At 59.7% G+C, this 24,150-nt stretch carries 25 protein-coding genes, 2 pseudogenes and 1 riboswitch; of the genes and pseudogenes, 14 read left to right on the top strand and 13 right to left on the bottom strand.

Translation table 11 applies throughout. The features are described from left to right. Positions 1 to 36 precede the first annotated feature (36 nt). Complete coding sequence (locus tag YH62_RS30145; RefSeq protein ID WP_156176964.1) at positions 37 to 207, bottom strand: hypothetical protein; 171 nt, start codon at positions 205 to 207, stop codon at positions 37 to 39. 74 nt (positions 208 to 281) lie between these two features. Between YH62_RS30145 and YH62_RS16370 the strand changes: the two genes are divergently transcribed. From YH62_RS16370 to arsB, 4 genes are all read left to right on the top strand, one after another. After that, positions 282 to 635 carry a metalloregulator ArsR/SmtB family transcription factor gene (locus YH62_RS16370; protein ID WP_046795310.1) on the top strand — a complete coding sequence of 118 codons (354 nt, stop codon included), beginning with the start codon at positions 282 to 284 and terminating at the stop codon, positions 633 to 635. Next, positions 632 to 1,159 carry an arsenate reductase ArsC gene (locus YH62_RS16365; protein ID WP_046795309.1) on the top strand — a complete coding sequence of 176 codons (528 nt, stop codon included), beginning with the start codon at positions 632 to 634 and terminating at the stop codon, positions 1,157 to 1,159. Before YH62_RS16370 ends, YH62_RS16365 begins: the two co-directional genes overlap by 4 nt. Then, entirely contained in the window at positions 1,156 to 1,590 is a 435-nt protein-coding gene (gene arsC, locus YH62_RS16360; RefSeq protein ID WP_046795308.1) for an arsenate reductase (glutaredoxin), read from the top strand. Before YH62_RS16365 ends, arsC begins: the two co-directional genes overlap by 4 nt. 71 nt (positions 1,591 to 1,661) lie before the next feature. Beyond that, positions 1,662 to 2,735 (top strand): ACR3 family arsenite efflux transporter, encoded by a 1,074-nt coding sequence (gene arsB / locus YH62_RS16355; protein WP_046795307.1) that lies wholly within the window; start codon positions 1,662 to 1,664, stop codon positions 2,733 to 2,735. A gap of 80 nt (positions 2,736 to 2,815) precedes the next feature. Beyond that, positions 2,816 to 2,889, bottom strand: a riboswitch (Fluoride riboswitch). A 305-nt stretch (positions 2,890 to 3,194) separates the two neighbouring features. Here the strand turns inward: arsB and YH62_RS30140 are convergent. The 5 genes from YH62_RS30140 to phnC all read right to left on the bottom strand — a co-directional run bounded on the left by YH62_RS30140 (position 3,195) and on the right by phnC (position 7,821). Further along, positions 3,195 to 3,344, bottom strand: a complete 150-nt coding sequence (locus YH62_RS30140; protein ID WP_156176962.1) for a hypothetical protein — start codon at positions 3,342 to 3,344, stop codon at positions 3,195 to 3,197. Positions 3,345 to 3,410: 66 nt separating this feature from the next. Further along, positions 3,411 to 4,928, bottom strand: coding sequence for a phosphonate ABC transporter, permease protein PhnE (gene phnE, locus YH62_RS16345; protein WP_046795305.1), 1,518 nt, complete (start codon positions 4,926 to 4,928; stop codon positions 3,411 to 3,413). An 11-nt stretch (positions 4,929 to 4,939) separates the two neighbouring features. Continuing rightward, complete coding sequence (gene phnE, locus YH62_RS16340) at positions 4,940 to 5,902, bottom strand: phosphonate ABC transporter, permease protein PhnE (protein ID WP_046795304.1); 963 nt, start codon at positions 5,900 to 5,902, stop codon at positions 4,940 to 4,942. Between the two features lie 78 nt (positions 5,903 to 5,980). Beyond that, positions 5,981 to 6,886: a phosphonate ABC transporter substrate-binding protein gene (gene phnD, locus YH62_RS16335; RefSeq protein WP_046795303.1), complete on the bottom strand. Its 906-nt coding sequence runs from the start codon at positions 6,884 to 6,886 to the stop codon at positions 5,981 to 5,983. 83 nt (positions 6,887 to 6,969) lie between these two features. Then, positions 6,970 to 7,821 (bottom strand): phosphonate ABC transporter ATP-binding protein, encoded by an 852-nt coding sequence (gene phnC / locus YH62_RS16330; protein WP_046795302.1) that lies wholly within the window; start codon positions 7,819 to 7,821, stop codon positions 6,970 to 6,972. Between the two features lie 271 nt (positions 7,822 to 8,092). Here phnC and YH62_RS16325 point away from each other — a divergent pair, with 271 nt between their 5' ends. After that, on the top strand, positions 8,093 to 8,734 hold the full coding sequence (locus tag YH62_RS16325; protein WP_046795301.1) for a winged helix-turn-helix domain-containing protein: 642 nt from the start codon (positions 8,093 to 8,095) through the stop codon (positions 8,732 to 8,734). A 74-nt stretch (positions 8,735 to 8,808) separates the two neighbouring features. Here YH62_RS16325 and arsH read toward each other — a convergent pair whose 3' ends face one another. From arsH to YH62_RS16305, 5 genes are all read right to left on the bottom strand, one after another. After that, positions 8,809 to 9,525, bottom strand: coding sequence for an arsenical resistance protein ArsH (gene arsH / locus YH62_RS16320; protein WP_082118379.1), 717 nt, complete (start codon positions 9,523 to 9,525; stop codon positions 8,809 to 8,811). Positions 9,526 to 9,564: 39 nt separating this feature from the next. After that, complete coding sequence (locus tag YH62_RS16315; protein WP_046795299.1) at positions 9,565 to 9,897, bottom strand: metalloregulator ArsR/SmtB family transcription factor; 333 nt, start codon at positions 9,895 to 9,897, stop codon at positions 9,565 to 9,567. A 377-nt stretch (positions 9,898 to 10,274) separates the two neighbouring features. Then, a complete protein-coding gene (locus YH62_RS16310; protein ID WP_052760436.1) occupies positions 10,275 to 14,726 on the bottom strand; it encodes a hypothetical protein in 4,452 nt (1,483 codons plus the stop codon). A 216-nt stretch (positions 14,727 to 14,942) separates the two neighbouring features. Beyond that, positions 14,943 to 15,470, bottom strand: coding sequence for a hypothetical protein (locus tag YH62_RS30135; protein WP_137326508.1), 528 nt, complete (start codon positions 15,468 to 15,470; stop codon positions 14,943 to 14,945). After that, complete coding sequence (locus tag YH62_RS16305; protein WP_046795298.1) at positions 15,463 to 16,032, bottom strand: hypothetical protein; 570 nt, start codon at positions 16,030 to 16,032, stop codon at positions 15,463 to 15,465. Before YH62_RS16305 ends, YH62_RS30135 begins: the two co-directional genes overlap by 8 nt. 271 nt (positions 16,033 to 16,303) lie before the next feature. Here YH62_RS16305 and YH62_RS16300 point away from each other — a divergent pair, with 271 nt between their 5' ends. From YH62_RS16300 to YH62_RS16285, 5 genes and pseudogenes are all read left to right on the top strand, one after another. Continuing rightward, entirely contained in the window at positions 16,304 to 16,507 is a 204-nt protein-coding gene (locus YH62_RS16300) for a hypothetical protein (RefSeq protein ID WP_046795297.1), read from the top strand. A 17-nt stretch (positions 16,508 to 16,524) separates the two neighbouring features. After that, the gene (locus YH62_RS16295) at positions 16,525 to 16,800 is read left to right on the top strand and encodes a hypothetical protein (protein WP_046795296.1); all 276 of its coding nucleotides are present in this window, start codon (positions 16,525 to 16,527) and stop codon (positions 16,798 to 16,800) included. 293 nt (positions 16,801 to 17,093) lie between these two features. Then, positions 17,094 to 17,213, top strand: a pseudogene (locus YH62_RS29505) (helix-turn-helix domain-containing protein); the annotation flags it as partial. A 189-nt stretch (positions 17,214 to 17,402) separates the two neighbouring features. Then, positions 17,403 to 17,546 (top strand): annotated as a pseudogene (locus YH62_RS30775) (ATP-dependent carboligase); the annotation flags it as partial. Positions 17,547 to 17,626: 80 nt separating this feature from the next. Beyond that, positions 17,627 to 17,926 carry a hypothetical protein gene (locus YH62_RS16285; protein ID WP_046795295.1) on the top strand — a complete coding sequence of 100 codons (300 nt, stop codon included), beginning with the start codon at positions 17,627 to 17,629 and terminating at the stop codon, positions 17,924 to 17,926. Between the two features lie 6 nt (positions 17,927 to 17,932). Here YH62_RS16285 and YH62_RS31020 read toward each other — a convergent pair whose 3' ends face one another. Next, positions 17,933 to 18,064 carry a hypothetical protein gene (locus YH62_RS31020; protein ID WP_280950059.1) on the bottom strand — a complete coding sequence of 44 codons (132 nt, stop codon included), beginning with the start codon at positions 18,062 to 18,064 and terminating at the stop codon, positions 17,933 to 17,935. A gap of 268 nt (positions 18,065 to 18,332) precedes the next feature. Here YH62_RS31020 and YH62_RS16280 point away from each other — a divergent pair, with 268 nt between their 5' ends. Further along, positions 18,333 to 18,815, top strand: a complete 483-nt coding sequence (locus YH62_RS16280) for a GNAT family N-acetyltransferase (protein ID WP_046795556.1) — start codon at positions 18,333 to 18,335, stop codon at positions 18,813 to 18,815. Positions 18,816 to 18,877: 62 nt separating this feature from the next. Here the strand turns inward: YH62_RS16280 and YH62_RS16275 are convergent, their stop codons facing one another. Further along, complete coding sequence (locus YH62_RS16275; protein ID WP_046795294.1) at positions 18,878 to 19,183, bottom strand: helix-turn-helix domain-containing protein; 306 nt, start codon at positions 19,181 to 19,183, stop codon at positions 18,878 to 18,880. 85 nt (positions 19,184 to 19,268) lie between these two features. On the opposite strand from YH62_RS16275, the gene YH62_RS16270 reads away from it, so the two are divergent. From YH62_RS16270 to YH62_RS16260, 3 genes are read left to right on the top strand one after another with little or no spacing between them, the layout of a single operon-like run. After that, on the top strand, positions 19,269 to 22,187 hold the full coding sequence (locus YH62_RS16270; protein ID WP_046795293.1) for a monovalent cation/H+ antiporter subunit A: 2,919 nt from the start codon (positions 19,269 to 19,271) through the stop codon (positions 22,185 to 22,187). Further along, positions 22,187 to 22,525 carry a Na+/H+ antiporter subunit C gene (locus YH62_RS16265; protein WP_046795292.1) on the top strand — a complete coding sequence of 113 codons (339 nt, stop codon included), beginning with the start codon at positions 22,187 to 22,189 and terminating at the stop codon, positions 22,523 to 22,525. Before YH62_RS16270 ends, YH62_RS16265 begins: the two co-directional genes overlap by 1 nt. Continuing rightward, positions 22,522 to 24,150: a monovalent cation/H+ antiporter subunit D gene (locus YH62_RS16260; protein WP_046795291.1), complete on the top strand. Its 1,629-nt coding sequence runs from the start codon at positions 22,522 to 22,524 to the stop codon at positions 24,148 to 24,150. The genes YH62_RS16265 and YH62_RS16260 overlap by 4 nt, the downstream gene beginning before the upstream one ends.

Genomic DNA, 24,150 nt, shown 5'->3' with positions numbered 1-24,150 from the left:
GCCTCCCGCTCCATCCTCCCGAGACGGCCCTAGTTCTCACTTTAGCCTGATCTCCTCCGAATCCAATCGAAAAGCGTTCCAGCCGCCGGGAGGAGACGGATCGCTGTCATGCGGCTCCCTGAGGTACATCGCTGTCGCCACCGCCACGTGCGCCACGCCGATGGCGACGCAGATCCAGAACAAGATCAACTTCCATCTGGGGACCATCGTATCCTCCACACGCACACGTCCGTATAAAGCAGGCACCTTGACTCGACCCATATATCTAGTAATCTGGATATATGGAACAAGAAAAGGCAATTCTCGCCCTCGCGGCACTGGCCCAGCCCACGAGGCTCCAGGCCTTCAACCTCCTTGTGCAGCATGAACCCGACGGCATTCCCGCGGGCGATGTCGCCAGGATGCTTGCGATTCCGCAGAACACGATGTCCTCGCATTTGAGCGTTCTCGCGCGAGCAGGGCTCATTAGTGCCGAGCGCCGAAGCCGCCTGATCGTATATCGGGCCGATATCGCGGCGCTTCGCGAGGTAATGCTCTATCTCGTGAAGGACTGCTGCGGCGGACGTGCGGAACTCTGTGCCCCGCTCGTGGCGGAACTATCTCCGTGCTGCACTCCACAGAAGGTGTCGTCATGACCAAGACTACGTTCAACGTCCTGTTCCTCTGCACTGGCAATTCGGCCAGATCGATCATTGCCGAGAGCGTCCTCAACAAGGACGGCAAGGGCAAGTTCGTCGCCTATTCGGCGGGTAGCTACCCTAAAGGGCAGGTCCATCCGATGGCGATCGAAACGCTAAGCGGCCATGGATATCCGGTGGAAGGACTGCGCTCCAAGAGCTGGGACGAATTCGCTCAGCCGGGCGCTCCGGAACTCGATTTCGTCTTCACCGTCTGCGACAACGCCGCGGGCGAGGCGTGCCCGGTGTGGCCGGGACAACCGATGACGGCTCACTGGGGTCTCGAGGATCCCGCCGCCGTCGAGGGATCCGACGCCGAGAAGCGCGTCGCGTTCGGCCAGACGCTCCGTTACATGAAGCTTCGCATCGCCGCCTTCGCAGCCCTTCCTGTGGAAAGCCTCGAGCGCCTCAGCCTCACCGCAAAGCTCCACGAGATCGGCCAGATGGAAGGCTCCTCCGTGAAGAGGTCCGACGTCGCATGAGCAGCCCGATCGACATCGTCATCTATCACAACCCCGACTGCGGAACGTCCCGCAACACGCTCGCCATGATCCGAAACGCTGGAATCGAGCCGCACGTCGTGGAGTATCTGAAGACGCCTCCCACCCGTGAGCTGCTGGTGCAGTTGATCGGCCGGATGGGAATCTCCGTTCGGGAGCTGCTGCGTGAAAAGGGTACGCCCTACGCCGACCTCGGTCTTCAGGACGAGAGCCTGACGGACGAGCAACTCCTCGATGCGATGATGGAGCATCCCATCCTGATCAACCGGCCGATCGTAGTGTCGCCGCTTGGCGTCAGGCTCTGCCGCCCGTCGGAAGTTGTCCTGGACATACTTCCTTCGCCGCAGCGATCCGCCTTCACCAAGGAAGACGGCGAAGTCGTGATCGACGCAGAGGGCCAGCGCGTCGCCTGAATACCTCCAGCACCTTGAGTCTCCGCTCCGACTTCGGGGCGGAGCATCTTTTTTCAGAGGAAAACCCTTCCATGTCGTCCCCCAAGCCGTCGCTCCGCCTTTCATTTCTCGATCGCTACCTCACGGTCTGGATCTTCGCCGCGATGGCTCTGGGACTCCTCCTCGGAACGGTCTTTGAAGGCCTGCCGGCTTGGCTGAACAGCATGTCGGTCGGCACCACCAACATACCAATCGCGATTGGCCTGATCCTCATGATGTATCCGCCGCTCGCGAAGGTGCGTTACGAGGAGCTCCACCTCGTCTTTGAGGACAAGCGGGTGCTGGCAATCTCGCTCCTGCAGAACTGGATCATCGGACCGACACTCATGTTCGGACTCGCGATCATCTTCCTGCGCGGGTACCCTGAATACATGACGGGGGTTATCCTGATTGGCCTTGCCCGCTGTATCGCGATGGTGCTGGTCTGGAACCAGCTCGCCCGAGGCGACAACCAGTATGTCGCTGGTCTTGTGGCGTTCAATTCGATCTTCCAGATCCTCTTCTTCAGCGTCTACGCCTGGTTCTTCCTGACATTCCTCCCGCCGCTGTTCGGGCTCGAAGGCAGCGTCGTCGACGTCTCCTTCTGGACGATCGCCGAAGCAGTGCTCATCTACCTCGGGATTCCGTTCCTCGCGGGCTACCTGTCGCGGCGGGTACTCACGGCGACGAAGGGCAGGGACTGGTACGAAAAGACGTTCCTTCCGAGGATCAGCCCGATCACCTTGGCGGCGCTGCTCTTCACGATCGTGGCAATGTTCAGCCTCAAGGGCGGCGACGTCGTCCGCCTGCCGTTCGACGTGGTCCTGATCGCGATCCCGCTGACGATCTACTTCCTGGTCATGTTCTTCGTGAGCTTCGTGATGGCTCGGTCCGTCGGGACCGACTATCCCCGGACGACGGCGGTCGCGTTTACCGCTGCCGGAAACAACTTCGAACTGGCGATCGCGGTGGCTATCGCCGCCTTCGGCCTCGCTTCGCCCGTGGCATTCGCAGCGGTCATCGGTCCGCTCGTCGAGGTACCCGTGCTTATCATTCTGGTGCAGGCCGCGCTGTGGATGGGCAGGCGATACTACGGAACGAATATGGATCGAGTTCCGGCGGAGTGACTGGCGAGCTGTTGAATGTCACTCCGGCGGAATTGGCGGCTAAACGAAGGCATGACTCTATTCTTCTGCAGGTTGTTGCAAACCGAGTAGGAATCATCCGCCCTCTGGGCGGTTTGGCCGTGTGGCCCGGCAGAAATCCATCGCCGTGGAGCGACCTCTACTTGAGGCGTATGAAGGGTTCTCTTCAAAGCGTTCGATGAGCCTGTGCTCTTCTCGAAGGGCTGGTCGTAGTCGTCACGCCAGTGCACTGGCACAGCCCGAAGCTGCGGTCTGTGCCGAACATGTGCCGCGGCCTTGTTGATGTCACCATTACTCTGGGCGTTCGGAGCGATTTCGACAGTCTCCTGCCGGTCCACGCGTTCGGCGCTCATAGCACCCTGTTCGGCCGTTGTCGGCATAGGCATGGTGAACGTCGTCTCCATTGCAGTCAGCAGGGCTCGAACGGGCGGGGGGCCTCGCTCAATGCACGCAGCGCCTCTCGATCCACGCCCCGCCTGCGTCAAGGCAAGCATCCTGAGCCATGAACGGCGAGAACCGGATGAGCGCGACAAGTGCGATCACCGCCACGATGATCGTCGCCAAGGGCGCTCGCTTCCAAGTGATACGCATTGCAAATCCATATCAAACTGATGCGGATCCAGCGAATCCTTGCGAGCTCACGACCCTATCAGGCGGTCAGCCCCGTCCGCTCCCCATCAGTCGTGATCGCAGGGCGTTCGATATCCCGTCGAAGACGAACACTACGATCAGGATCAACAGGACCATATACGCGACGTTCTCCCAGTCGGAGTTCGTGCGCATGGCTTCCCAGAGCTTCAGGCCGATGCCGCCGGCGCCGACCGCTCCGATGATCGTCGCCGACCGCGTGTTGGACTCCCAGAAATATAGGGCCTGCGACATGAAGACGGGCATGACCTGCGGAACCACGCCGTAGCGCTGGACGACTGCCGGGGGCGCTCCGACCGAGCGGACGCCTTCGCGCTGCTTCTCGTCGATGTTCTCGAGAGCCTCGGAGTAGAGCTTGCCCAGCGTTCCGGTGTCGGTGAAGAAGATAGCCGAGATACCCGCCAGCGGTCCGGGCCCGAAGGCGCGTGTGAAGAACAGGGCCCAGATCAGCATGTCTACCGAACGCAAGAAATCGAAGAAGCGCTTCGCGACCTGGTTGGCGGCACGGTTCCGGAAGATGTTCCGGGCGGCGATGAAGGAGAGGGGAAACGCGACGAACATCGCGAAGAGAGTCCCGATGAATGCCATCACCACGGTCTGGAGGAGCTTGGTCCAAACGTCCAGATGCTGCCACTCCGCATTGTAGAGGATATTGTTCCAGGCCAGAGCCAAGTTCGACTGCTGAGGGTCGATGCGTTCGCCGGAGGCTATGAGGGATATGACGTCTCCGGCGGACTTTCCGAAAAAGGGCGAGTTCGTATCGAAGACGAAGTTGGCCCAACCGAGAAAGCGCTTCCGTACTCTGATCCGGTCAGCGCCGATCTCTGCCCAACCGGACATGCCGAAATAGGCGATGACCCGGCCGCCCGGAAGCCGCTGCTCGAGCCACGCAGGCATCTCACCGTCGATGCGGACCACTCCGCCGACCCTGTCCAGATCGATGACAGCGGTCTCGCTGCCGCGCTTCAGAATGACCTGGCCGGGTCTGATGTCGATCGTCCGGGAGGTTCCCATCTCGATGACAGCCTCGGTCACCACCTCCTCGCTCCGCGTCTCGGAACGCGCGGAGGCCGCCGCATTGGATGTGTCGGAGCCTGTCTGCTGTTGGGGGGCGGGAGCCATGAAGTTGAAGCCGGACTTCGGCGTTGTCGAGGAACTGCCCGCGGGTGCCAGTATCTCGATCGTACGGGTAACCGTTTCCCGCTTGGCGTTCAGCCAGTCCGGGTTCGGGTTGGGGCCGATCGGATCGAAGCGCGGATATGTGATCTGCATCGCACCGTCCGGGCTGATTCCGATTTCCGGCCTGATCTCGTACGAAACCCAGTCGGCAAGGTAGTTGCCGGCTATGCCCCAGTTGGCCCCGCCTACGACCTTGCCAACGGCAAAGTAGTACCAGGCGAATACAAAGTAGAGGACGCAGGCAAGCGCGATGATAGGGGTTCGGAACCGCTGCCATGGCGAGCGCTTCAGAATATCCGGATGGCGTGCGGCGACGGCTTCCATCTCGGCTGCATTGAGAATGGTCATGGACGCCTCCGTCAGATGGTCTGGAATGCCTGTTCGCCGACGAGCCTACGGCGGAGCCACGCGGAGAACTGATCGACGGCGATGATCGTCAGCAGCAGGAGCAGGACGATCGCCAGCGTCTTCGCCTCGTGTCCCTGGCCGATCGATAGGCGAAGGAGCTCCCCGATGCCGCCGCCGCCAACGGCGCCGATGATGGTCGAGGCGCGGACGTTGATCTCGAGGCGTAGCAGGAAGTAGCTCATGAAGTTCGGCAGCACCTGCGGAACGAGGCCGAACCACATCCGTTCGAACCAGTTGGCCCCGACTGCACGAAGTCCTTCCTCCGCCTTCATGTCCGCATTCTCGATGACTTCGTAGAACATCTTGCCCAGTGCGCCGATGGTGTGGATCGACACCGCAATGACAGCCGGAATGGGGCCAAGAGAAAGAATTGCCAGGAAGAAGCCTGCAATCACCACCTCCGGGAATGCACGGAGGACCTCCATCAGCCGCCGGACCGGGCTGCGGATCCAGGCGTTCGCCATGGTGTTCTTTGCCGCGAGAAAGGAAAGTGCGAAGCCGAAGACGAGGCCGATGCCCGTGGATGTGAGAGCGATGTTCAGCGTCTCGATCATCTTGTGGAAGTATTCCGGCAGGTACAGGCTTTCCGTCAGATAGGCGCGTCCCTCCGGATAGTTGTACTTGAAGCTGCCATCATCATAGGGGGAGGGCAGGTCGAAGAGCGCCCTCCAGATCTCCATTCCGTCGCGCGGCAGAAGATCGTCGACGAAGTCGAAGAAGTGGGGCAGTCTGTCAAAGAACTTTCCGGAATTCGTCTCGTTCGCAAACCAGAGCGACCCGGTCACGACGGCCAGCAGGAGACCGACGGCGAGGAGGGAATAGATCATCCGCTGGGTGGCCAACTGCTGCCAGTGGCGCTCGATCAGCGCGCCGCTCTCGCCTAGCCTCGGCGGCGAAGTCATCGATGTCGGCATTTGCGTCCCCGCTCGCCTGTTCCGGAAAAGGCCGCCGATCACGTTCTGATCGGCGGCCTTGCATAGCTCTCGGGTCGATCAACCGCCGATCGTCGCCTTGCGGGCATCGATGATCGGCTTGTAGAAGTCGACGTTGACTTCCGCAAAGCCCTTGAAGTCACCGCCCTGGATAGCGGAGAAGCAGGCCGGGTCGCTCGTCGGAAGGTTCATCATGAACTCCTTGAACTTCGTCTTCATGTCTTCATTCAGCGACGTGCGGACGACGATCGGGCCGTTCGGGATGAGCGGCGACTTCCAGAGCTCGACGAGATCGTCCATGTTGAGCACGCCCTTGTCGACCATCTTGCGCAGGTTGCCGGAAGAGTAGCCGTCCTTGAATTCACCTACGCCGGAACCCCAGGTCGTGCCCGCGTCGAAGTTGCCCTTGACCACTTCGAGAACGAGGTTCTCGTGTCCGCCGCCGAAGCCCGTCGACCCGAAGTATTCCTTGACCGGTGCACCAGCCGCTTCCGGGAGGGTGACGAGCGGGACGAGATAGCCGGAGGCAGAGTCCGGATCGGCGAAGCCGAGCTTCTTGCCCTTCATGTCCTCGAGCTTGGTCATGCCGCTGTCCTTGCGGGCGACCATGATCGAGTGATAGCCCATCGAGCCATCGGTCTGCACGGTCGTCAGGATCGGTTCGACCGCGTCAGTCTTGGCAAGGTACACCTTTGCATAAGCGGATGCGCCCAGTTCGGCATAGTCGAGGGTGCCACCCAGGAGGCCCTGGACGACGCCGTCGTAGTCGGCAGCGGGGAAGAGCGAAACCTTCTCCACGCCGATTGCAGCGGGCAGTTTCTCGCTCAGGCACTGGAAGTTCCGGAGGCGGTCGGCTTCGTTCTCGCCTCCCAGGATGCCGATGCGGAACACCTTCAGGTCTTCTGCGAGGGCGGAGCCGGACAGCACGGAAAGCGCGACCGCGGCAAACAAGGCTTTCTTCAGCATGAGATCATCTCCTGTTCGTCCGGACACGCCGGAACTTAGGTGTGGGAGCGCCCTTTACGCGGGCATACGATCGGTTGACGCGCTCAGGCCTGGGCGGAAGCCAGAATCCTGGGACCGACTGATTGCGAATTCTCGGGAGCTGCATCTGGCTGTCGGATGCTGATGCTGGTCGAGGTCATTGTCTCGTCGATGCCAGCGCCTTCTCTGTCCGAGCCGTAGATGTCCCGGATAGCGGAGGCGGTGAGTTCGGACGGCTGTCCATCGAACACCACCCGGCCACCGGCCATGCCGATGATCCGCTCGCAGTAGGAGCGGGCGGTGTCGAGGGTATGAAGATTGGTGACGACGGTGATGCCGTCGCGCTCGTTGATGTCGCGCAGCGCATCCATCACGATCTTTGCATTCAGTGGGTCGAGCGACGCGATCGGCTCGTCCGCAAGGACGATCTTCGGCGACTGCATCAGGGCACGGGCGATCGCGACACGCTGCTGCTGCCCCCCGGAGAGGGTGCCTGCGCGCTGGAGCGCCGTCTGCTCGATGCCGAGCCGCTCGAGCGCCGCGATCGCCAGGATTCTTTCCTCGCGCGTGTAGATGTTGAGAAGGCTCATCGCAGTTGAGCGATGATTGAGGCGACCGAGCAGGACATTCGTCAGAACGTCGAGCCGCGGGACGAGATTGAACTGCTGGAAGATCATCGCGCAGTCGCGCTGCCAGCGGCGCAGATCAGATCCCCTGAGCGACGAAACCTCGAGATCGCCGAAATGGATGGTGCCGGAGGAGGGCGCCGTGAGGCGGTTGATCATCCGGAGGAGCGTCGACTTGCCAGCCCCCGACTTTCCGATGACACCGACCATCTGGCCGTCCGGAATGTCGATGGTGACTGCGTCCACTGCCGTCCGGCTGCCGAACTTCCGCGTGAGCTTCTCCAAACGCATCCGAATATCCCCTCGTTCTGGTGAGGGCTCACTAGCTTCGATGCGTGAAGGAGCGATGTCAGCTTGATGTAGGTTTTGTGAAATCTACATCCGCCAGGAGTGGTTCGAGCCGACCCCAATGGGAAATCGCACTGGAAAAAGATCGAGGGTTGCATTATTAAATCCATGCATCCGGATATGTCGTGAATCCGCAGAGTTCACAATCCTCTTCCGAATGTCTTCCGCTTGGTGCGGAGGCACCGGTCAAGGCAACGAAAGTGGTCAGTGCATCATGCGAAACATCCTGCTCGTGCATTCCGATCAGAACGTGGGCGAGATCCTGAAGGAGAGCCTGCGGCGCGAAGGCTTCAGAGCCACGCTGTTCGGTTCGGTCGGAGACATTCCAAGGGACACGGTCGAAGAGCGCGCGGACCTTGTGGTGATGGACGGAGCATCAGGGCCAGGTGACATTCATCTGTGTACGGATATCAGGCTGGCGACATCAGCTCCCATCCTGGTCCTTTCCAATATGCAGGCGGAGCGGCAGTGGGCGAGGGTTGCTGACGACGTGCTTGCGAAGCCGTTCGCCGTCCAGGATCTGCTTGCGAGGAGCAGCGCACTTGTGGGCAGGAAGCCGGTAGGACAGGCAGTCTTCTCCGCGGGCGACATATCCATGAACGTGGAGACACACAGAGTGACCCGTGGAAAAAGAAACGTTCATCTCGGGCCGACGGAGTACCGTCTGCTCCACATGTTTCTTGCCGAGCCGCAGCGGCTCTGGACGCGCACCGAGATAGTGGAGCGGATCTGGTCGCCCGGCCGCGACGAGCGCATTGTCGACGTCACCATCAAGAAGCTACGGGCGGCCTTGAACCGGAGAGGGGACAAGGACGCGATCCGGACCGTGCGTGGTGCGGGCTATGGGCTGGCGTGATCAAGCGGGCGCGTTCTGATTGATGTCGACATTTCTGAGGCATAGGAGGGCGTGCCCGCTTCATAGGACGGAATTCAGGACCCGGTAGCTTCGCGGAGGTTGACCCGCTTCGCCAGCTCCTCAGCAGTCTCCTTCCGCTCGCTATAGCGGTCGGTGAGATAGGCGGAGGCGTCCCTCGTCAGGAGGGTGAACTTCACAAGTTCCTCGCAGACGTCGACCACCCGGTCGTAATAGGAGGAAGGCTTCATCCGACCTTCGCTGTCGAATTCCAGAAACGCCTTCGCCACGGAGGACTGGTTCGGGATCGTGATCATACGCATCCAGCGACCGAGTACCCGGAGCTGGTTGACGGCATTGAAGGACTGCGAACCACCGGACACCTGCATCACCGCGAGCGTCTTTCCCTGTGTCGGGCGCACGGAACCGACCGCCAGCGGGATCCAGTCGATCTGTGACTTCATGATGCCCGTCATGGATCCATGGCGTTCCGGGCTGACCCAGACCTGCCCCTCGGACCATTCGGAGAGCGACCGCAGTTCCTGGACCTTGGGATGGCTTACAGGCTCCTCGTCTGGAAGCGGCAGCCCTCGGGGATCGAAGATCTTCACCTCGCACCCGAAGTGCTCCAGAAGGCGGCGGACTTCGTATGCCAGGAGACGGCTGTACGAGGTCTCCCGAAGCGAACCGTAAAGGATCAGAATCCGGGGCTTGTGCGAGGAGATGGGTGGTCGGAGTGCATCCGGGTCCGGTATTCTCAGATGTTCGGCAACGGCGGCCGGCAGATCGATCATTTCGTTCTCCATGCTAGTATCACCTGACATTGCTGTTGCTCAGGCCTTTGCCGTCTTGTCGGAAGTTGCTGCCGAGCACACGGCCGGGTGACCCGAGCAACAATCCCGGATCAGGAATTCGACGAGAGACGCAAGCGTCTCGTATCTGGCGCTGTAGATGATGGATCGGCTTTCTCGCCGCATTCGGATGAGGCCGGCATGCTCCATCTCCTTCAGATGAAAACTGATGTTGGAAGAAGAGACGCCCGCGAGTTCCGCAATCCGGCCTGCGGCCAGTCCTTCCGGACCTGCGATAACGAGGTTGCGGAGAACGTTTAGGCGGGTGATCTGTGACAGCGCGCCGAACATCAGAATCGCCTGGCAATCATCCATATTTCAACATTCCTTTTAATCTCGAATTAGAGATATGATAATTGCGCCAGTGAGGCAAGGTGAAAGTGATGTCCGCATAAACACCGGATGACCGAGGGGCACAATTTGGTCGAAGACTACGGTCACACGGGACATCCCCGGGGGATCAACCGTGAGCTTCCTGCGCCAGGATCTCGCTCGGGCGTAACCTGCGCTGAAGCCATGGCGTCCCGGTCGGACGGATCCAAGGGGAGCGTCAACCGGAATCAAGGCCCGAGACATGTTCGAACCAGATCGCGATATCGACACGTCGATGGTGAGGAGTACGACCCTTCAGTGAGTCTTTGGTCGCTTCGCGCGCAAGAGTAGCAAATTAATCGACGAAAGCTATTTCGAGTTCACTCGTTCACCGAAGGCCACGGTCGAAACGACGAGATATCGGGGTGGCGGAGACCAGCATCAAGGCCACCTTCCGCGTCACGCTCGGCATCAATATGGTCCAGATAGTCGGCAGCGAATTTGGCCGCTTCGGGATCAGATGAGCAGGTCAGTCCAAACAGACCTTTCCGGAGTGTCGAAAGGTCGCGTGGAATGATCGTATAAGAGGACGAGTCAGTGCCGGTAGGCTGGTGGGTGTAAAGGATTTTGGAGCGGGTATTCCAGCCGAGTTGACCGATAACGAGGCGTCCTGTTTTTTCTTCCGCCAGTTTCAGGAAGATGTCGTGATCTCCTCCCGCGAGAAGGATGCTGGCAAGAAAAGATTTCTGTCGTTCATCCGTTGCCGCGTCGTACAGGGACGGCAAGCTTTCCCTTGCCTCTGGCGACAACGTTAGAAATAGTTCGTCGGGATAGTCGAAGCGTGTAATGCTCTCGATCGGCTTGTTGCCGAATTTTCGGGCCGCGATTTCTAATAGGAAGTCCAACGTTGCCTGCCCCGGATTCTTGAGCGCAAGGAACAACTCGTAGTGGTCGGTCAACTGCGGGTATCGGGCAGCAAGACCGCGTAAGAGTTCAACACGAAGAGCCTCCTCCAGATGATGCACGCTATTCAAGATGTCCCGGACACGCCATTTCTCGAAATCGAACTTTGCGGCGATCGCATCCAGGCCGTCGAAAAGCGCAAACGGCTGATCCGAAACCGGAAACAACTCCAGCCAGTCGAACACCGTGTACAGGTCATTGTCCTGTATCCATTTGCGATCACCATGTTCAGCCATCGCGTCTGACAGACCCTTCATGATGATGCCAGCCGGGACAATAAGCCCGCCGACAGTCATGCGTTGCGCTAGTTCGAGCCGCAGCCGATGCGGTAGATCCTCTTGCAATATCTCGATCAGGAGCGCGCTGCGTTCGCCATGCGGCAGCAGCACGGCGCAACCGGCAAATCGCGCCGCACGCGCGAGTTCCTTCGGCGATCGTGCCATACGCAGGTTCTCCGCAGCCTCAAACAGTAAGTCAGCGGTGTCGCAGCTCTGGGTACGGTCCCTAGACCGATTTGCGACTGCGCGGGCGAAATCGGGCCATTTGCTGAACTTGCGATTATTGTCGTCAATCACAGGTTCGTTTCGCTGTTGCCAAATGACTTGGAGGCCGACAGCCGCTTCCGGGCCAAAGTCATCGTCGAAAAGATGCCGTTTCAGAACAGCTTCCGCCTCATCGTTGCCGATGGCTGTCAGTGCGGTGCGATACTCTTGGACATGAGACCACCGCATCTCGTTCAAGGCCCTACCGTTCGACCTTTTGACAGCAAAAGCCGCTCTGGCCGCACGAAGTCCCGCGAGATCCGCTTCAATCATTTTATCCAGGATCGGCACTTGACCGACATCAGGGAGGCGGCGCATGGCCCAAGTGAGTTGCGCCATATCATGCCGCGATGCCGACTTTTCGATGAGCTGCCACCCCCACTGTTCTAGGAGCTTTAGGGCCGTTGGCCTACTCGCGAAAGGTATTTGCAAGTGCTCACTGTCGCTTCCGCGACCGTGTCGGCTGACAATATCGGCAAGGTCGTGGATCTCCTCAGGAGATAGCCCTTCAGCAAACTCTTGCAAGGCATCGATTAGCACGCTTGCGCGAGTGCTTTCCAATTTGTTTGCAAGCATGCGCGATGGCTTGTAAGCGGCTTCTGTCCACTCGCCGTCCGCCCGAAACTTGCGTCTGGTATCAAGATAACGAACGATCAGTTCCCGCACGGTACGGTGCCCGGCTAGAAAGCACACCGTACTTGGTAGATCGCCATTGTCACCTTCGAGCGCCAGCGTTGCTACCGGTTCGTCATCGGTAGGCGCGACCCCCTCCAAATACTGCCGCGGTTGGTGGGGAAGGTTGAGAGCGTTCTCCACTCGCCACTTAAGTGCGACGGCGACTTGACCTGGAAAGCGAGTCCAGGCGTCATGCGTAATGTGATGCCCGCGGTCCTTGAACGAGAATGCGGGATCTTTCAGTTCGCGCTCGACCGCTGCCGCTGCCTCGTCGTCCGGAAGGGAGTCTAAGGCCCTCGCCAAACGTGTCTCAGGCGATCCATCAGCCACAACTAAGGCTCGCCGCCTTCCCGTCAGGTCGGCCAATAGCGCTGGATCGCGAACCCCATCGAAGTGAGCCTTTCGCGCAACTGCCAGCATCAACTCCTCACCAGAGGCTCGCAGAAGTTCCTCCAGTTGCCGCGTGGCCGCACGGAAAGAGAGGCCTTCAAAGACACGAAGTCGGATCTCCAGACTTGGTTCATTCAGCGCCAATGCGAGTACCGCATCAAGGGCGTCCCGATCACCATGAAACGCCAACTCGGCGGCCAATGTCTCGCGGGCCTTATCTGGCAATCCGGCGAATTCCCGTGCGAGATGATCTCCGAGGACGGACGGGCTGAACCGGGGTACGAGCCTCATCACGCTCATTTGGCTCTGATCGCTGTCTCCGGAAACGAGAGGCCAAACGATCTCGGCAAACTCTGGCCTCTTGCTCTGGATCATGAAACCCACTGCGCGATCCAGTTTGCCTTGAGCATGCCAAGCGTGTGCGAACTGGATGACCGTGTTTCCAATGATGTCCCAGACAATTGGTCCCGATCGCGCCACAACCTGCGCCGCAAAGATTGGATCGATGCCGAGCAGCAGGTCAACCACCTTGGCGACAATCTTAGAACCGGCCTCGTCTTTTCGTGACATTCGCTCGCATGCGAACAAGACCACTTCAGTCCAACTGCGGTCGTTGAGCGCGTACGTCGTAACTGGATGCTCGAAGCTGAGGTCATCACCTGCCGAAACAAGCCCCGCCTCAAACTCAAACGACGCAAACCATTCCTGTAATTGCTGATGTTGAAGGGCGTAAAGCTGTCTATCCTGTCGGACCAGCAAGTGACTGGCCACTAGGATGTCGAGGACGTGAGACGGGTTCGGTGCAGAGGAAATCTGCCCATCAAATACGAGCTTTTCGCCTGCTCTCGATATGGCCGAACGCGCATCCCAGTCGGAGATAGTCGGCCTACCCGACCGTTGGGCAGAAGCCGCTATGACCGTCAGGTAGGCGTGTTGGACGTCATGTAACTCCCGGTGAAAAAGCTCCTTGTTGGCGGGAATGGCCTCGTGGGCTTCGACCATGCGGCGAAGCACTTCTTCCTTCGTCTCTGGCAACATTCCGGAGGGGGTCGCCTCCATCAAAGCACGCAGGTAGAGAGGTATCGTGACGAGATCCCGTAAACCCGGGGTTCGCCAAGCGGCGTCGAGAGCACGTACTCCGTCCTGGCCCCTCATACCCTCCGCGATTTCCCGCTGCTGCTTGTCCGAGAGGGGCAGGATCGAGACACGACGTCCGGAGAGCGGAACGTCCAGCGCGATCCTGCGACTGCTCATCACCATGTTCAACAGCGGAAACTGTGTTTCAAGCTCCTCCATCTCGTTGATGAGGCGACGACGCGCCGACTCTGGAACCTCGTTCCAGCCGTCCAGGAACAGAGCCAGTTCGCCATGGTCGGCTAAGAACTTGAGGTGCGCACTGGAAAGCGCGTCATAGCCTTTACGTCGGGATATCCAGTCAAACAGTTCCCTGCCGGACTCAGCCCATGCGCCAAGAGGCACGAATACCGGCGCGGGACCGGCCTCGATCATTTTACGGACGATCTGAATGAGGGTAGTCGTCTTGCCGGTCCCGGGCGCTGACAAGAGGACGATATGCTGGGCATTTGCGAGAACTTGAGCGAATTGGGCATGGTCCAGATTGCGAACATCGTCAGCGCCGTCGACCGTGAGTTCTAGCGTCACGGAATGGCTGGGCCAGCTGCGCCGCCGCTCATAGCTTTCTATATCCGCCAGCGACGCCGCGCGTACCTGCGTTTGCACCGTCCCAAGGTTGGCATCCTGCGGTAGTCCGAGCCGTGAAATGTAAGGCGCCAGCTCCTGGATAAGTTCATCCGACAGCTGGGCGATCGTCGCTGGACCCCTGCCGCTGGCAAGTTGCTGGAACGCGCGCTCTTCCGCCTCTTGCTTCCACTTCTTCAGCTTCTCGACCGTGAATTCTTCCGGATTGTGGTCGATGAGGTGGGCATGGTCGGCGCATAGCCAAATCCCGTTTTCCGCACCCGCCCGTTCCGCCGGCGTCTGACTGGCATCATACCGAGGACCGCCGGGTGACGCGGCTTTGATGTGGGCGGCCACGCCAATACTGTTCGCGCCCTCTTCGCCTTTCCGCGGTCCAACGGTCAGTCGCTGGCACTGTGGGTGAGAGCACAGATAGCCGACGCGCTGAGCGAGTTGGATCCTGACGGGTGTCTTGAAATCGTCGCGCCGTCGTCCCCCTGCGGCAGTAGTAGTGGGGCCGTCAATCGGCGCGGCGGCTTCGGTGGGAGCGGGCGTGGCGAACATATGATGACGTTAATGCAAAAGCAGTCGTCACGAAATCCCCGGCACAGTCATACCACTGCTAACGCGCCGGCTTCACCTTCGACCTAACCTACAAAGCCGGTGCTCAGATTCATCAGATATTCCAAGGCTTGGAGAAATTCGAGCGCTCGCAAGTCAATTCTGGCGGATTATATCGGTTGACGACCCGCCATATCATCTGCTGACCTGACATACAGGTCAGGAAGAGAAACCAAAGCGGCGTAATAGTTCATCTGAACATGGGGTGATTCGGTCCAATGAATCACCCACGGCATTGTTTCCCAGGGCAAGCCGTGCATTCGGACCGTCACAAACAAAACGCTTGCCGCCAGGTAGTGCACAAACAGCGTCACTCTTTCGGACAAGAACCAGCCCGCGGGTCTCCCAACCCCTCCAATTCAGACAGCCGGGTATTCTGGTCGCTAATGCGCTCGGCAGCTCCGAGCGAACGGCATTGAGAGGTTGATTGTCGCAGATCGTCAAAGAATCCGCGCCGTTCGTGAGCCCTACACCGTCCATTTGACGTTTGGCGATGTCGGAGAGTTTTCCTTGCAAACAGCCCTGAACATCATTGAAGTCGATGGTCAGCCTTTGAGGAGCGGAGAGCTGGCTTAGGAACCAAGAGGCGATTGCGCTACCGATGTCCCCCAGAGGGCCACCTGCAACACCCGTGAGGATAAGTAAGACCACACCTGAAATAGTCAGCTTGCCCCACCCGTTACGCATTTGGTGCGACCATAAACACGAAGCTCACGTTGCCGACCCGGAATGACATCCGCAGCCACCCCGTGACGTTCCCGACTTGGCAGGAAAAGCCAACTTCGTCGACACCTGTGAAGAGTTCCTTCCTTTCCTGATATCGAATGAAACCTTGGACGCATGCCGAGGTTCGCATATCGAAGGTCTTCATCAGGGCAGGGAGATCGGCCCGTGCCTGATTTAGAATTTCAATATTTGGTGGAACCGCACTGCTTAGAATTGATTCCTCGGCCTGACGCTGCAGAAATGCAGTCATGCTCTCGGGGTCGTTCTGAAGCTGCACAAGTTCATTGATAATTGTCTGGTGTCGGTTGTCGCCCTCGATCGCTTGAACGGTGATATCGCACCATTGCCGATCAGGATCCTCGGTAGACCAGCATGCCGTCGCATTCCTTACGGATGCGCCGTTGTTAAGTGCGCTCTCTCGGCTGAGATCGCAGGTGCACTTTTCATGTGTGGGGTCGGCAGCCGGGACCGACCCCGATGAAACAGCGATGGCGAACATCGCGGCGGCAACAAATCTCAGCATGAGCCCCACCCTCAAAACCCCAGGGCACCATAGCACGAGGATGAGCGAGGCGAAATCCAGGGCTGCTGGCCGAGGAAGACGCGCGACGGGCAAGCACGGATACGATACTGCAGGTGGTCCGCAGCGGCTCCTACACAAAAACACAGCCTCAAATGCGTGGATTTCCTCCAGCTTGTTGATGCGTTGCAGGCAAGCCCTCTTGCACGTCTGGTTCAGCGAAGCTTAGCATCTCTTCATCCAGCTGAAGGGGGATATTTCATTGGGAACGACCATGTACCTGGAGAAGCCGATCGCCGATGCATTGGATAGGAAGAAGTCCGTCCTGGTAGAGATAGGAACGACTAGCGTCGGCGGAGAAGGGCCACAAATGTACATCAATTTCGGCGACCATTCCCTATTACTGTCGCACGATGACGCCAAGGAGTTCTCGGATGCGGTGGACCGCATCGCTTCCTACTTGGGCTACAACCGCTAACATCGAGGAGAGAAGCTATGAACGTGACCGTGCGCATCTACTTTCGAGGCCCGGACGGCAAGGTCGAAGACGGAAGGCAGGATTATGGGCTCGAAGATTTTGCTGGTTTTCTCCCGTCGATAGGCGACACGATCCTAAATCCAGGAGTGCTGCAGGGATTAGATCGTTCGGAGCCTCAGAGCCGAGATATCTGGAAGGTCGTTGATCGAATTTTCAATCCGAGAGACTTGGTAAACTATGTCGTTCTCGTCGTGGAAGAACGTCGCGGGACAGAAGCTGACACGTGGCTTTGAGCACGTTATCGAACCGTTTTCTGCGTTAGCTGCGGAGGGGTTCTAATCCAGAAGCTGACTCAATCTGTTCAGAAGCCGATGACGAACCACACCCTATCGAAACTATCCACAAGTTCGCGATGACAGATAGCTGCTTCCTATATGCTTCCTGTACCGATTTTCAGCTTTAGTTTTCAGAGCGTAACTGACTGATGTCCTTCCCGAGAGAAGGGTGACATTTGATACCGGAGAGATGGGTTACACTTTTTGCCTTTGCGAGGAGATCGAAGGTGCCTTGGCAGGAGTGCAACCGCATGGACGAGCGTCTTAAATTCGTTGCGCGGGTTCTGGATGGCGAGACGATCGCGGCGCTGTGCCGCGAGTTCGGCATCTCCCGCAAGACGGGCCACAAGATCATCAGCCGCTATAACGACAGCGGCTGACGGACCGCTAGCGGCTCCAACGGTACGCTGACGGGCGCGGGCTCGACCTGGGAAAGCAATAGCAGCATATATGTGGGCCTTTCGGGCTTTGGCACGCCGAATATCGAAGCCGGCGGTGAAAGTGGGCACCGTCATTCCAGCTTCCGCTTCAGCGCCTTCACCAAAGCGTCAAGTTAGGCGCCGACCCTGATCGCCGTTATCGACTATCGCGGCTGGACCCATGACGGGGAGCTGAGGCATCCGTCATTCAAAGGGCTGCGCGACGAGGCTGATGCCTGGGACGTCTTATCGACTGAGAGAATAGCTCTGTCGCAGCCCACCTAGGCTGGATGAGGACGCCAGAACGCTTTAGATAGAATCTCTTAATTCACGGGCAGGCGTTTTCTCGCGACAACGGAGACCAGATGGGGACTAAGTCTTCTGCGGCAGATGCCGGCGCTTATGAAGCACTGGACCGTTTGCTTTTCAGAGAATGGGATCCGATAGGAATATATCCAATGGATGGTCCGGAAGATGAATATCGCGCCTACCTTCCGGAATTTTGGCGACTGGTGGCGGGGGAAGCCGATGAACTAGCAATAGCTGAGTACCTCGGCAGCATTGAGCGCGAACGCCTTTGTGTTGAGACGAGCTTTGAGCATCGTCTTGATATATCGAAGAAGGCGCGCGCCCTCCTTGCCGCTTGGCGAATGCCCGTGCGTTGATGGGCGTCATTCCAGCTTCCGCCTTAGCGCCTTTTCCAGGGCATCCAATCCAGCATTGGAGCCGACCGCCAGCATGAGGTTATCCGCGACCTCGATGATGGCAGTGATGACCTCCGTCTCCTTCCATCCCGCCTTCATTGCATCCTCGATGAGATCCTGCAGCGGTATCCCGATCGCTATCTGGCACCAGTAATGCCGGGTCTCCGAAGGGAACGGTCGGTGGAGGGATGTCGCTCATCCGGAAGAGGATAGGGCGGCAGGATCGGTTAGCCAGATATATGGGAACATACGTGAACGTAATGACCTAACCGGATCGGTTAACCTATTGATAGAGCAGGCGGTGTATCATGCCCTCCGGGCCCACCAAATTTTTATTTCGATTTGTCTTCTCAGGCACAGCGCGAACATGACTGGAGATAGAGACACCATCGTTCGGGCAGCGCGGCCGGAAGACTTCGCCAACCTATGCGCCATTCTTTACGATACGTTCGAGAGCACTTGGCGGCCCAATATCAAAGAGGCCGCTGCGCAAGCCTTCATTCAGGAGGATAGGCCGACTTCCTATGTGAACAAGCGTGGGCTTCAGTTATGGGTGGCCGATGTTGCCGGCGAAGTCGTCGGCTTGGTCGATTGGGAAGGGGACTTCATAAACGCCCTTCACGTGCGTTCGTCGCATGCGCGACAGGGTATCGGACGACGGTTATTGGACCATGTGGAGATGCAGATTGCCGGTGCCGGGTTTGCCTCGGCACGGCTGGAAACCGATACATTCAATTATCCCAGCCAAGCCTTTTACCAATCCAGAGGTTACCTTGAGGCCGGCCGTTATCCCGACGAGGAGTGGAATAGCGGCCTGACGACTCTATTGCTCGTTAAATCACTGCGCTGAGAGTAGCCCTCGAAGAGGGGGCTCATTCCGGTGAGGGTGGGAGAGGCCTTCCCCCACCAGTCCTATTCCGGACGTTCCTTCTGGCAGAGGCCGGTCTGTCCTTCCTCGGAACACGTGAACATCACGCCGCCGTTTTCGAAGGCGAGGCGCAGTTGCGCTTCGGTTGAGCGATGGACGTCGTGCCGGCTGCCTTCATAGTCGCGAATGGTGCTGCGTGAGACGCCTGAACGGTCCGCGAGGTCGGCCTGCGTCCAGTTCAGGAAGCCGCGGGCTGCCCGACATAGAGCGGGTGTCAAAATCTTCGGCTTATCCGCTTGACCCATCGTCCAAAGCTGCCCATATTGGTCACTATCTTTCATATATGGCATTTTTGCTGATATTGCTAGATGGGCGGTCGATGCTCTTCGACAAGGCGATATTGCAGGCGGAACAGGGAAGGAACGGAACATTGGGATAACTTCGGGACCTTATCTTCTTCTGCTGCTGGTCCTGCCGTTTGTTGGAAGCCTGGTATCCGTTTTTCTGTTGCAGACGCGCTCGCGCGTCCTGCCCGCATGGCTCGCGGGCGCTGTCGCACTACTCTCGCTGCTGATCGTCGCAGCCTGCTATCCTGCTGTATCGGCGGGCGAAATCATTCGCTTTGAAGGGCAGTGGCTGCCGCAGCTCGGCCTCAACTTCACGCTGCGGCTGGACGGCTTCGCCTGGATGTTTGCCATGCTGATCACGGGCATCGGCTTCCTCGTGGTCGTCTATGCCCGCTATTACATGTCCGAGGACGATCCGGTCCCGCGTTTCTTCTCCTTCCTGCTTGCCTTCATGGGCGCGATGCTCGGCATCGTCATTTCCGGCAACGTGATTCTGCTGTCGGTCTTCTGGGAACTGACGAGCATCTTCTCCTTCCTGCTGATCAGCTATTGGCACAACAGTCCCGCGGCCCGCGACGGCGCGCGCATGGCCTTGACGATCACGGGTATCGGCGGCTTCTGCCTGCTGATCGGCCTCCTGCTTCTCGGCAACATCGTGGGCAGCTACGATCTCGACAAGATCCTCCAGTCGGGCGACATCATCCGCGGCCATTCGCTCTATCTGCCGGCGCTGGTCTTCGTGCTCCTCGGCGCGCTGACGAAAAGCGCGCAGTTCCCGTTCCATTTCTGGCTTCCGAACGCCATGGCGGCGCCGACGCCGGTTTCGGCCTATCTGCATTCGGCCACCATGGTGAAGGCCGGGGTCTTCCTGCTGGTCCGGCTCTGGCCGGCGCTTTCGGGAACCTATGAATGGTTCTGGCTGGTGGGTTTCGCGGGCATCGTCACGCTGCTGCTCGGTGCCTATTTCGCGATGTTCCAGCAGGACCTGAAAGGGCTGCTCGCCTATTCCACCATCAGCCATCTCGGCCTGATCACCACGCTTCTCAGCCTCGGAAGCCCGCTTGCGACGGTCGCGGCGATCTTCCACATGGCGAACCATGCGACCTTCAAGGCATCGCTGTTCATGGCGGCGGGCATTATCGACCACGAGACGGGCACGCGCGACATGCGGCGGTTGAGCGGACTTTTCCGCTTCCTGCCATATACGGCAACGCTCGCCATGGTCGCCAGCGCAGCCATGGCGGGCGTGCCGCTTCTCAATGGCTTCCTGTCGAAGGAGATGTTCTTCGCCGAGGCGGTGGAGACGCACGCCGATTCCATTCTCGACCGCATCCTGCCCTATGTGGCCACACTAGCGGGTGCCTTCAGCGTCACCTATTCGCTGCGCTTCATCCATACCGTGTTCTTCGGACCGCCGCCGGTGGACCTGCCCACGGAAAAACCGCACGAGCCGCCGCGCTGGATGCGATTCCCGATAGAGTTTCTCGTCGTCGCCTGCCTCATCGTCGGGATCATGCCCGCCATTTCGGTCGGGCCATTCCTGCATACGGCGGTCGTCAGCGTGCTGGGCCAGGATACGCCGGAATACAGCCTTTCGGTGTGGCACGGCGTGAACCTGCCGCTCATCATGAGCGCGATTGCGCTGGTCGGCGGCGCGGTCCTCTATTTCCTTCTCAAGGATTACCTTTCGAGTTGCGAGGACGGCCCACCGTTCCTGCGCAACATCAAGGGGCAGCGCATCTTCGAACGCGTCCTCGTGGAGGTCTCGTGGCGGTGGGCGCGTCTGCTCGAGCAGCGGCTGGGCACGCGCAGCCTGCAGCCGCAGTTGCGCTGGGTGGTCGCCGTCGGGTTTCTTGCCGGGCTGCTGCCGCTTTACCTCTCGGGCTTCGAGCCGCGCGCCTTCGCGTTCTCAGGCATCGATCCCACTTTCGCGGCGATCTGGCTTATCGGCATATGCCTTGCCGTCGGAACCGCCTACCTCGCCAAGTACCACAGGCTTGCGGCGCTGGTGATGCTTGGCGGGGTAGGGTTGATCGTCTGCATCACCTTCGTCTGGCTGTCGGCTCCCGATCTGGCGATCACCCAGCTTCTGGTGGAGATCGTTACCACGGTCCTCATCCTGCTTGGGCTGCGCTGGCTGCCGAAGCGGACCGAGGACAGCGACGAGAAGATCACGTTGCAGGCGCGCTTCCGGCGCTTCAGGGATCTGGCGCTCGCCATCGGCTGCGGCATCGGCATGACCTTCATCGCCTATGCGGTCATGACCATGCCGGTGCCGGATGCGATTGCCAACTACTTCCTGGAGAACGCCTATACCAAGGGCGGCGGCCGCAATGTCGTCAACGTCATACTGGTGGACTTCCGTGGCTTCGACACCCTTGGGGAAATCGCCGTTCTCGGCGTGGTGGCGCTCACCGTATTCGCCCTGCTGCGCCGCTTCCGCCCCGCTGCGGACAGCATGGACGTGCCCGAGCAGCAGCAGATACAGGATCGGTTCGACGAGGAGAGCCCCAACCGTTCCTCCGGCGATACCGTGCGCGACTACCTGCTGGTGCCGTCGGTCATCATGCAGTGGTTCTTCCCGATCGTCATCACCTTTGCCGTCTACATCTTCATGCGCGGGCATGATCTGCCGGGCGGAGGCTTCTCGGCGGGGCTGACGCTGTCCATCGCTTTCCTGCTGCAATATCTTGCGGGCGGCACGCGCTGGGCGGAGGACCGCATCCGCATCCTTCCGCTGCGGTGGATGGGAGCCGGCCTGCTGACGGCGGTGGCGACCGGCGTCGGCGCCTGGTTCCTCGGCTATCCGTTCCTCACATCGCATTCCCGGTATCTGGAGGTTCCGCTGATCGGCAAGGTGCCGGCCGCAACCGCGCTGCTCTTCGATCTCGGGGTCTTCCTGCTCGTGGTGGGCTCCACCGTGCTCATCCTCGTGGCGCTCGCGCACCAGTCGATCCGTGTCAATCGCCAACGGACACTCGACGCCGAAAAGGCGAAGGAGGCCTGATGGAGATCATTCTTTCGATCGCGATCGGCGTCATGACGGCCTGCGGCGTATGGCTCATCCTGCGCCCGCGCACCTATCAGGTCATCATCGGGCTTTCGCTGCTCTCCTATGCCGTCAACCTGTTCATCTTCGGCGTGGGGGGCGTGAAAACGAACGTTCCGCCGATCTTGAGCGATGACGTCGCCATTTCCACGCTGACCGATCCCGTGCCGCAAGCGCTGGTGCTCACGGCGATCGTCATCGGCTTTGCCACCACGGCACTGTTCCTCGTCGTTCTTCTGGCCTCGCGCGGCCTCACCGGAACGGACCATGTCGACGGGAGGGACGACCGGAAATGAACGGCTGGATGCATCACCTCATCATAGCGCCTGTCCTCATCCCGCTGGTTGCCGGAGCGATCCTGCTGTTCTTCGACGAGCGCCAGCGTTTCGTGAAGGGTATGATAAGCCTCACCTCGGCATTGCTTGTGCTTGCCGTGGCACTGACGCTCTTCCGGATCGAAATCGATCCGCAGGGCTTCGACGGCGTCTATCTCCTCGGAAACTGGAAGGCGCCATTCGGAATCGTGTTGGTCGTAGACGGGCTTTCCGCCCTGATGCTGCTGCTGACGGCGTTGCTCGCGGTGGCGGTGCTGATCTACTCCCTGGCGCGCTGGCATGCGGCGGGCGCGCATTTCCATACGATGTTCCAGCTTCTGCTGGTCGGGCTGAACGGCGCCTTCCTGACGGGGGACCTGTTCAACCTCTTCGTCTTCTTCGAGGTGATGCTTGCCGCCTCCTATGGTCTGCTGCTGCACGGCTCCGGGCCGCTGCGTGTCAAGGCCGGCATGCATTACATCGCCGTCAATCTCGCCGCCGCACTTCTCTTCCTGATCGGCGTCAGCCTGATCTACGGCACGGCCGGAACACTCAACATGGCCGATCTGGCGGCGCGGATTCCGGAGATCGAGCCCGACCGCCGGATGCTGATGGAAGCGGGTGCCGGCGTGCTCGGCATCGCCTTCCTCATCAAGGCCGGCATGTGGCCGCTCTGCTTCTGGCTGCCCACGGCATACAGCGCCGCCTCGGCCCCGGTCGCGAGCATCTTCGCCATCATGAGCAAGCTCGGGATCTACATCATCCTGCGCCTTACCATGCTGCTGTTCGGCGAGGGCCCGTCCGCCGGTTTCGGAGCCGATGTGCTGCTCTATGGCGGCCTTGCCACGCTCGTCTTCGGCACGATCGGCGTGTTCGCCTCGCAGGCTCTCGGCAGGCTCGCGGGTTTTTCGGTGCTCGTTTCCTCGGGAACGCTGCTGATGGTACTCGGTATCAACGACGGGGCTATCTCGTCCGGGGCGCTCCTCTATATGGTAAGCTCCACTCTGACGATCAGCGCCTTCTTCATGCTGATCGAGCTTGTCGAACGCGGCCAGGATGCCGGCGCGAACGTGCTTGCCGTGACCATGGAAGCCTATGGCGATGATGAGGACGAGCCGGAGGAGGGCGGAGGCGTCACCATGCCCGGCACCATGGCCATTCTCGGCACCTGCTTTGCCGCCTGCGGTATTCTGCTCTCGGGCTTGCCGCCGCTTTCCGGTTTCGTCGCCAAGTTCGCCATGCTTTCCGCCATGATGGGCACTGGAGCGATCGGCGTGCCCCCGACCGCGGCCGTGTGGACGCTCGTCATCCTGGTGATTTTTTCCGGTGTCGCCGCGCTCATTTCCATGACCCGCGTGGGGATAAGAACGTTCTGGGGCTCGATCGAGGGGGTGGTTCCCCGCGTTCTCGTGATCGAGATCATGCCGGTGATGTTCCTGCTGGCATTGACGCTCGTGCTGACGGTGCGGGCCGGACCGGCCATGCATTACATGGACACGACGATCCGCACGCTCAGCAATCCGACGGTCTATATCGACGCGGTGCGCAATGCCGTGGTGGCAGGAGAGGACCGACCCGCTTCGGCCGGAATAGGGGAGGGGGACTGA

It is taken from the genome of Rhizobium sp. LC145 (genome assembly GCF_001005825.1).
In the GTDB taxonomy this organism is placed as follows: domain Bacteria; phylum Pseudomonadota; class Alphaproteobacteria; order Rhizobiales; family Rhizobiaceae; genus Neorhizobium.
Note: the sequence above shows the minus strand (reverse complement) of the source record. Positions and strands in the feature narration are given on the sequence as shown.

Bases quoted from the DNA above. Each gene is read 5' to 3' on its own strand.
- YH62_RS30145 (WP_156176964.1), bottom strand. From the start codon at position 207: ATGGTCCCCAGATGGAAGTTGATCTTGTTCTGGATCTGCGTCGCCATC.
- YH62_RS16370 (WP_046795310.1), top strand. From the start codon at position 282: ATGGAACAAGAAAAGGCAATTCTCGCCCTCGCGGCACTGGCCCAGCCC.
- YH62_RS16365 (WP_046795309.1), top strand. From the start codon at position 632: ATGACCAAGACTACGTTCAACGTCCTGTTCCTCTGCACTGGCAATTCG.
- arsC (WP_046795308.1), top strand. From the start codon at position 1,156: ATGAGCAGCCCGATCGACATCGTCATCTATCACAACCCCGACTGCGGA.
- arsB (WP_046795307.1), top strand. From the start codon at position 1,662: ATGTCGTCCCCCAAGCCGTCGCTCCGCCTTTCATTTCTCGATCGCTAC.
- YH62_RS30140 (WP_156176962.1), bottom strand. From the start codon at position 3,344: ATGCGTATCACTTGGAAGCGAGCGCCCTTGGCGACGATCATCGTGGCG.
- phnE (WP_046795305.1), bottom strand. From the start codon at position 4,928: ATGACCATTCTCAATGCAGCCGAGATGGAAGCCGTCGCCGCACGCCAT.
- phnE (WP_046795304.1), bottom strand. From the start codon at position 5,902: ATGCCGACATCGATGACTTCGCCGCCGAGGCTAGGCGAGAGCGGCGCG.
- phnD (WP_046795303.1), bottom strand. From the start codon at position 6,886: ATGCTGAAGAAAGCCTTGTTTGCCGCGGTCGCGCTTTCCGTGCTGTCC.
- phnC (WP_046795302.1), bottom strand. From the start codon at position 7,821: ATGCGTTTGGAGAAGCTCACGCGGAAGTTCGGCAGCCGGACGGCAGTG.
- YH62_RS16325 (WP_046795301.1), top strand. From the start codon at position 8,093: ATGCGAAACATCCTGCTCGTGCATTCCGATCAGAACGTGGGCGAGATC.
- arsH (WP_082118379.1), bottom strand. From the start codon at position 9,525: ATGATCGATCTGCCGGCCGCCGTTGCCGAACATCTGAGAATACCGGAC.
- YH62_RS16315 (WP_046795299.1), bottom strand. From the start codon at position 9,897: ATGGATGATTGCCAGGCGATTCTGATGTTCGGCGCGCTGTCACAGATC.
- YH62_RS16310 (WP_052760436.1), bottom strand. From the start codon at position 14,726: ATGTTCGCCACGCCCGCTCCCACCGAAGCCGCCGCGCCGATTGACGGC.
- YH62_RS30135 (WP_137326508.1), bottom strand. From the start codon at position 15,470: ATGCGTAACGGGTGGGGCAAGCTGACTATTTCAGGTGTGGTCTTACTT.
- YH62_RS16305 (WP_046795298.1), bottom strand. From the start codon at position 16,032: ATGCTGAGATTTGTTGCCGCCGCGATGTTCGCCATCGCTGTTTCATCG.
- YH62_RS16300 (WP_046795297.1), top strand. From the start codon at position 16,304: ATGTACCTGGAGAAGCCGATCGCCGATGCATTGGATAGGAAGAAGTCC.
- YH62_RS16295 (WP_046795296.1), top strand. From the start codon at position 16,525: ATGAACGTGACCGTGCGCATCTACTTTCGAGGCCCGGACGGCAAGGTC.
- YH62_RS16285 (WP_046795295.1), top strand. From the start codon at position 17,627: ATGGGGACTAAGTCTTCTGCGGCAGATGCCGGCGCTTATGAAGCACTG.
- YH62_RS31020 (WP_280950059.1), bottom strand. From the start codon at position 18,064: ATGAAGGCGGGATGGAAGGAGACGGAGGTCATCACTGCCATCATCGAG.
- YH62_RS16280 (WP_046795556.1), top strand. From the start codon at position 18,333: ATGACTGGAGATAGAGACACCATCGTTCGGGCAGCGCGGCCGGAAGAC.
- YH62_RS16275 (WP_046795294.1), bottom strand. From the start codon at position 19,183: ATGCCATATATGAAAGATAGTGACCAATATGGGCAGCTTTGGACGATG.
- YH62_RS16265 (WP_046795292.1), top strand. From the start codon at position 22,187: ATGGAGATCATTCTTTCGATCGCGATCGGCGTCATGACGGCCTGCGGC.
- YH62_RS16260 (WP_046795291.1), top strand. From the start codon at position 22,522: ATGAACGGCTGGATGCATCACCTCATCATAGCGCCTGTCCTCATCCCG.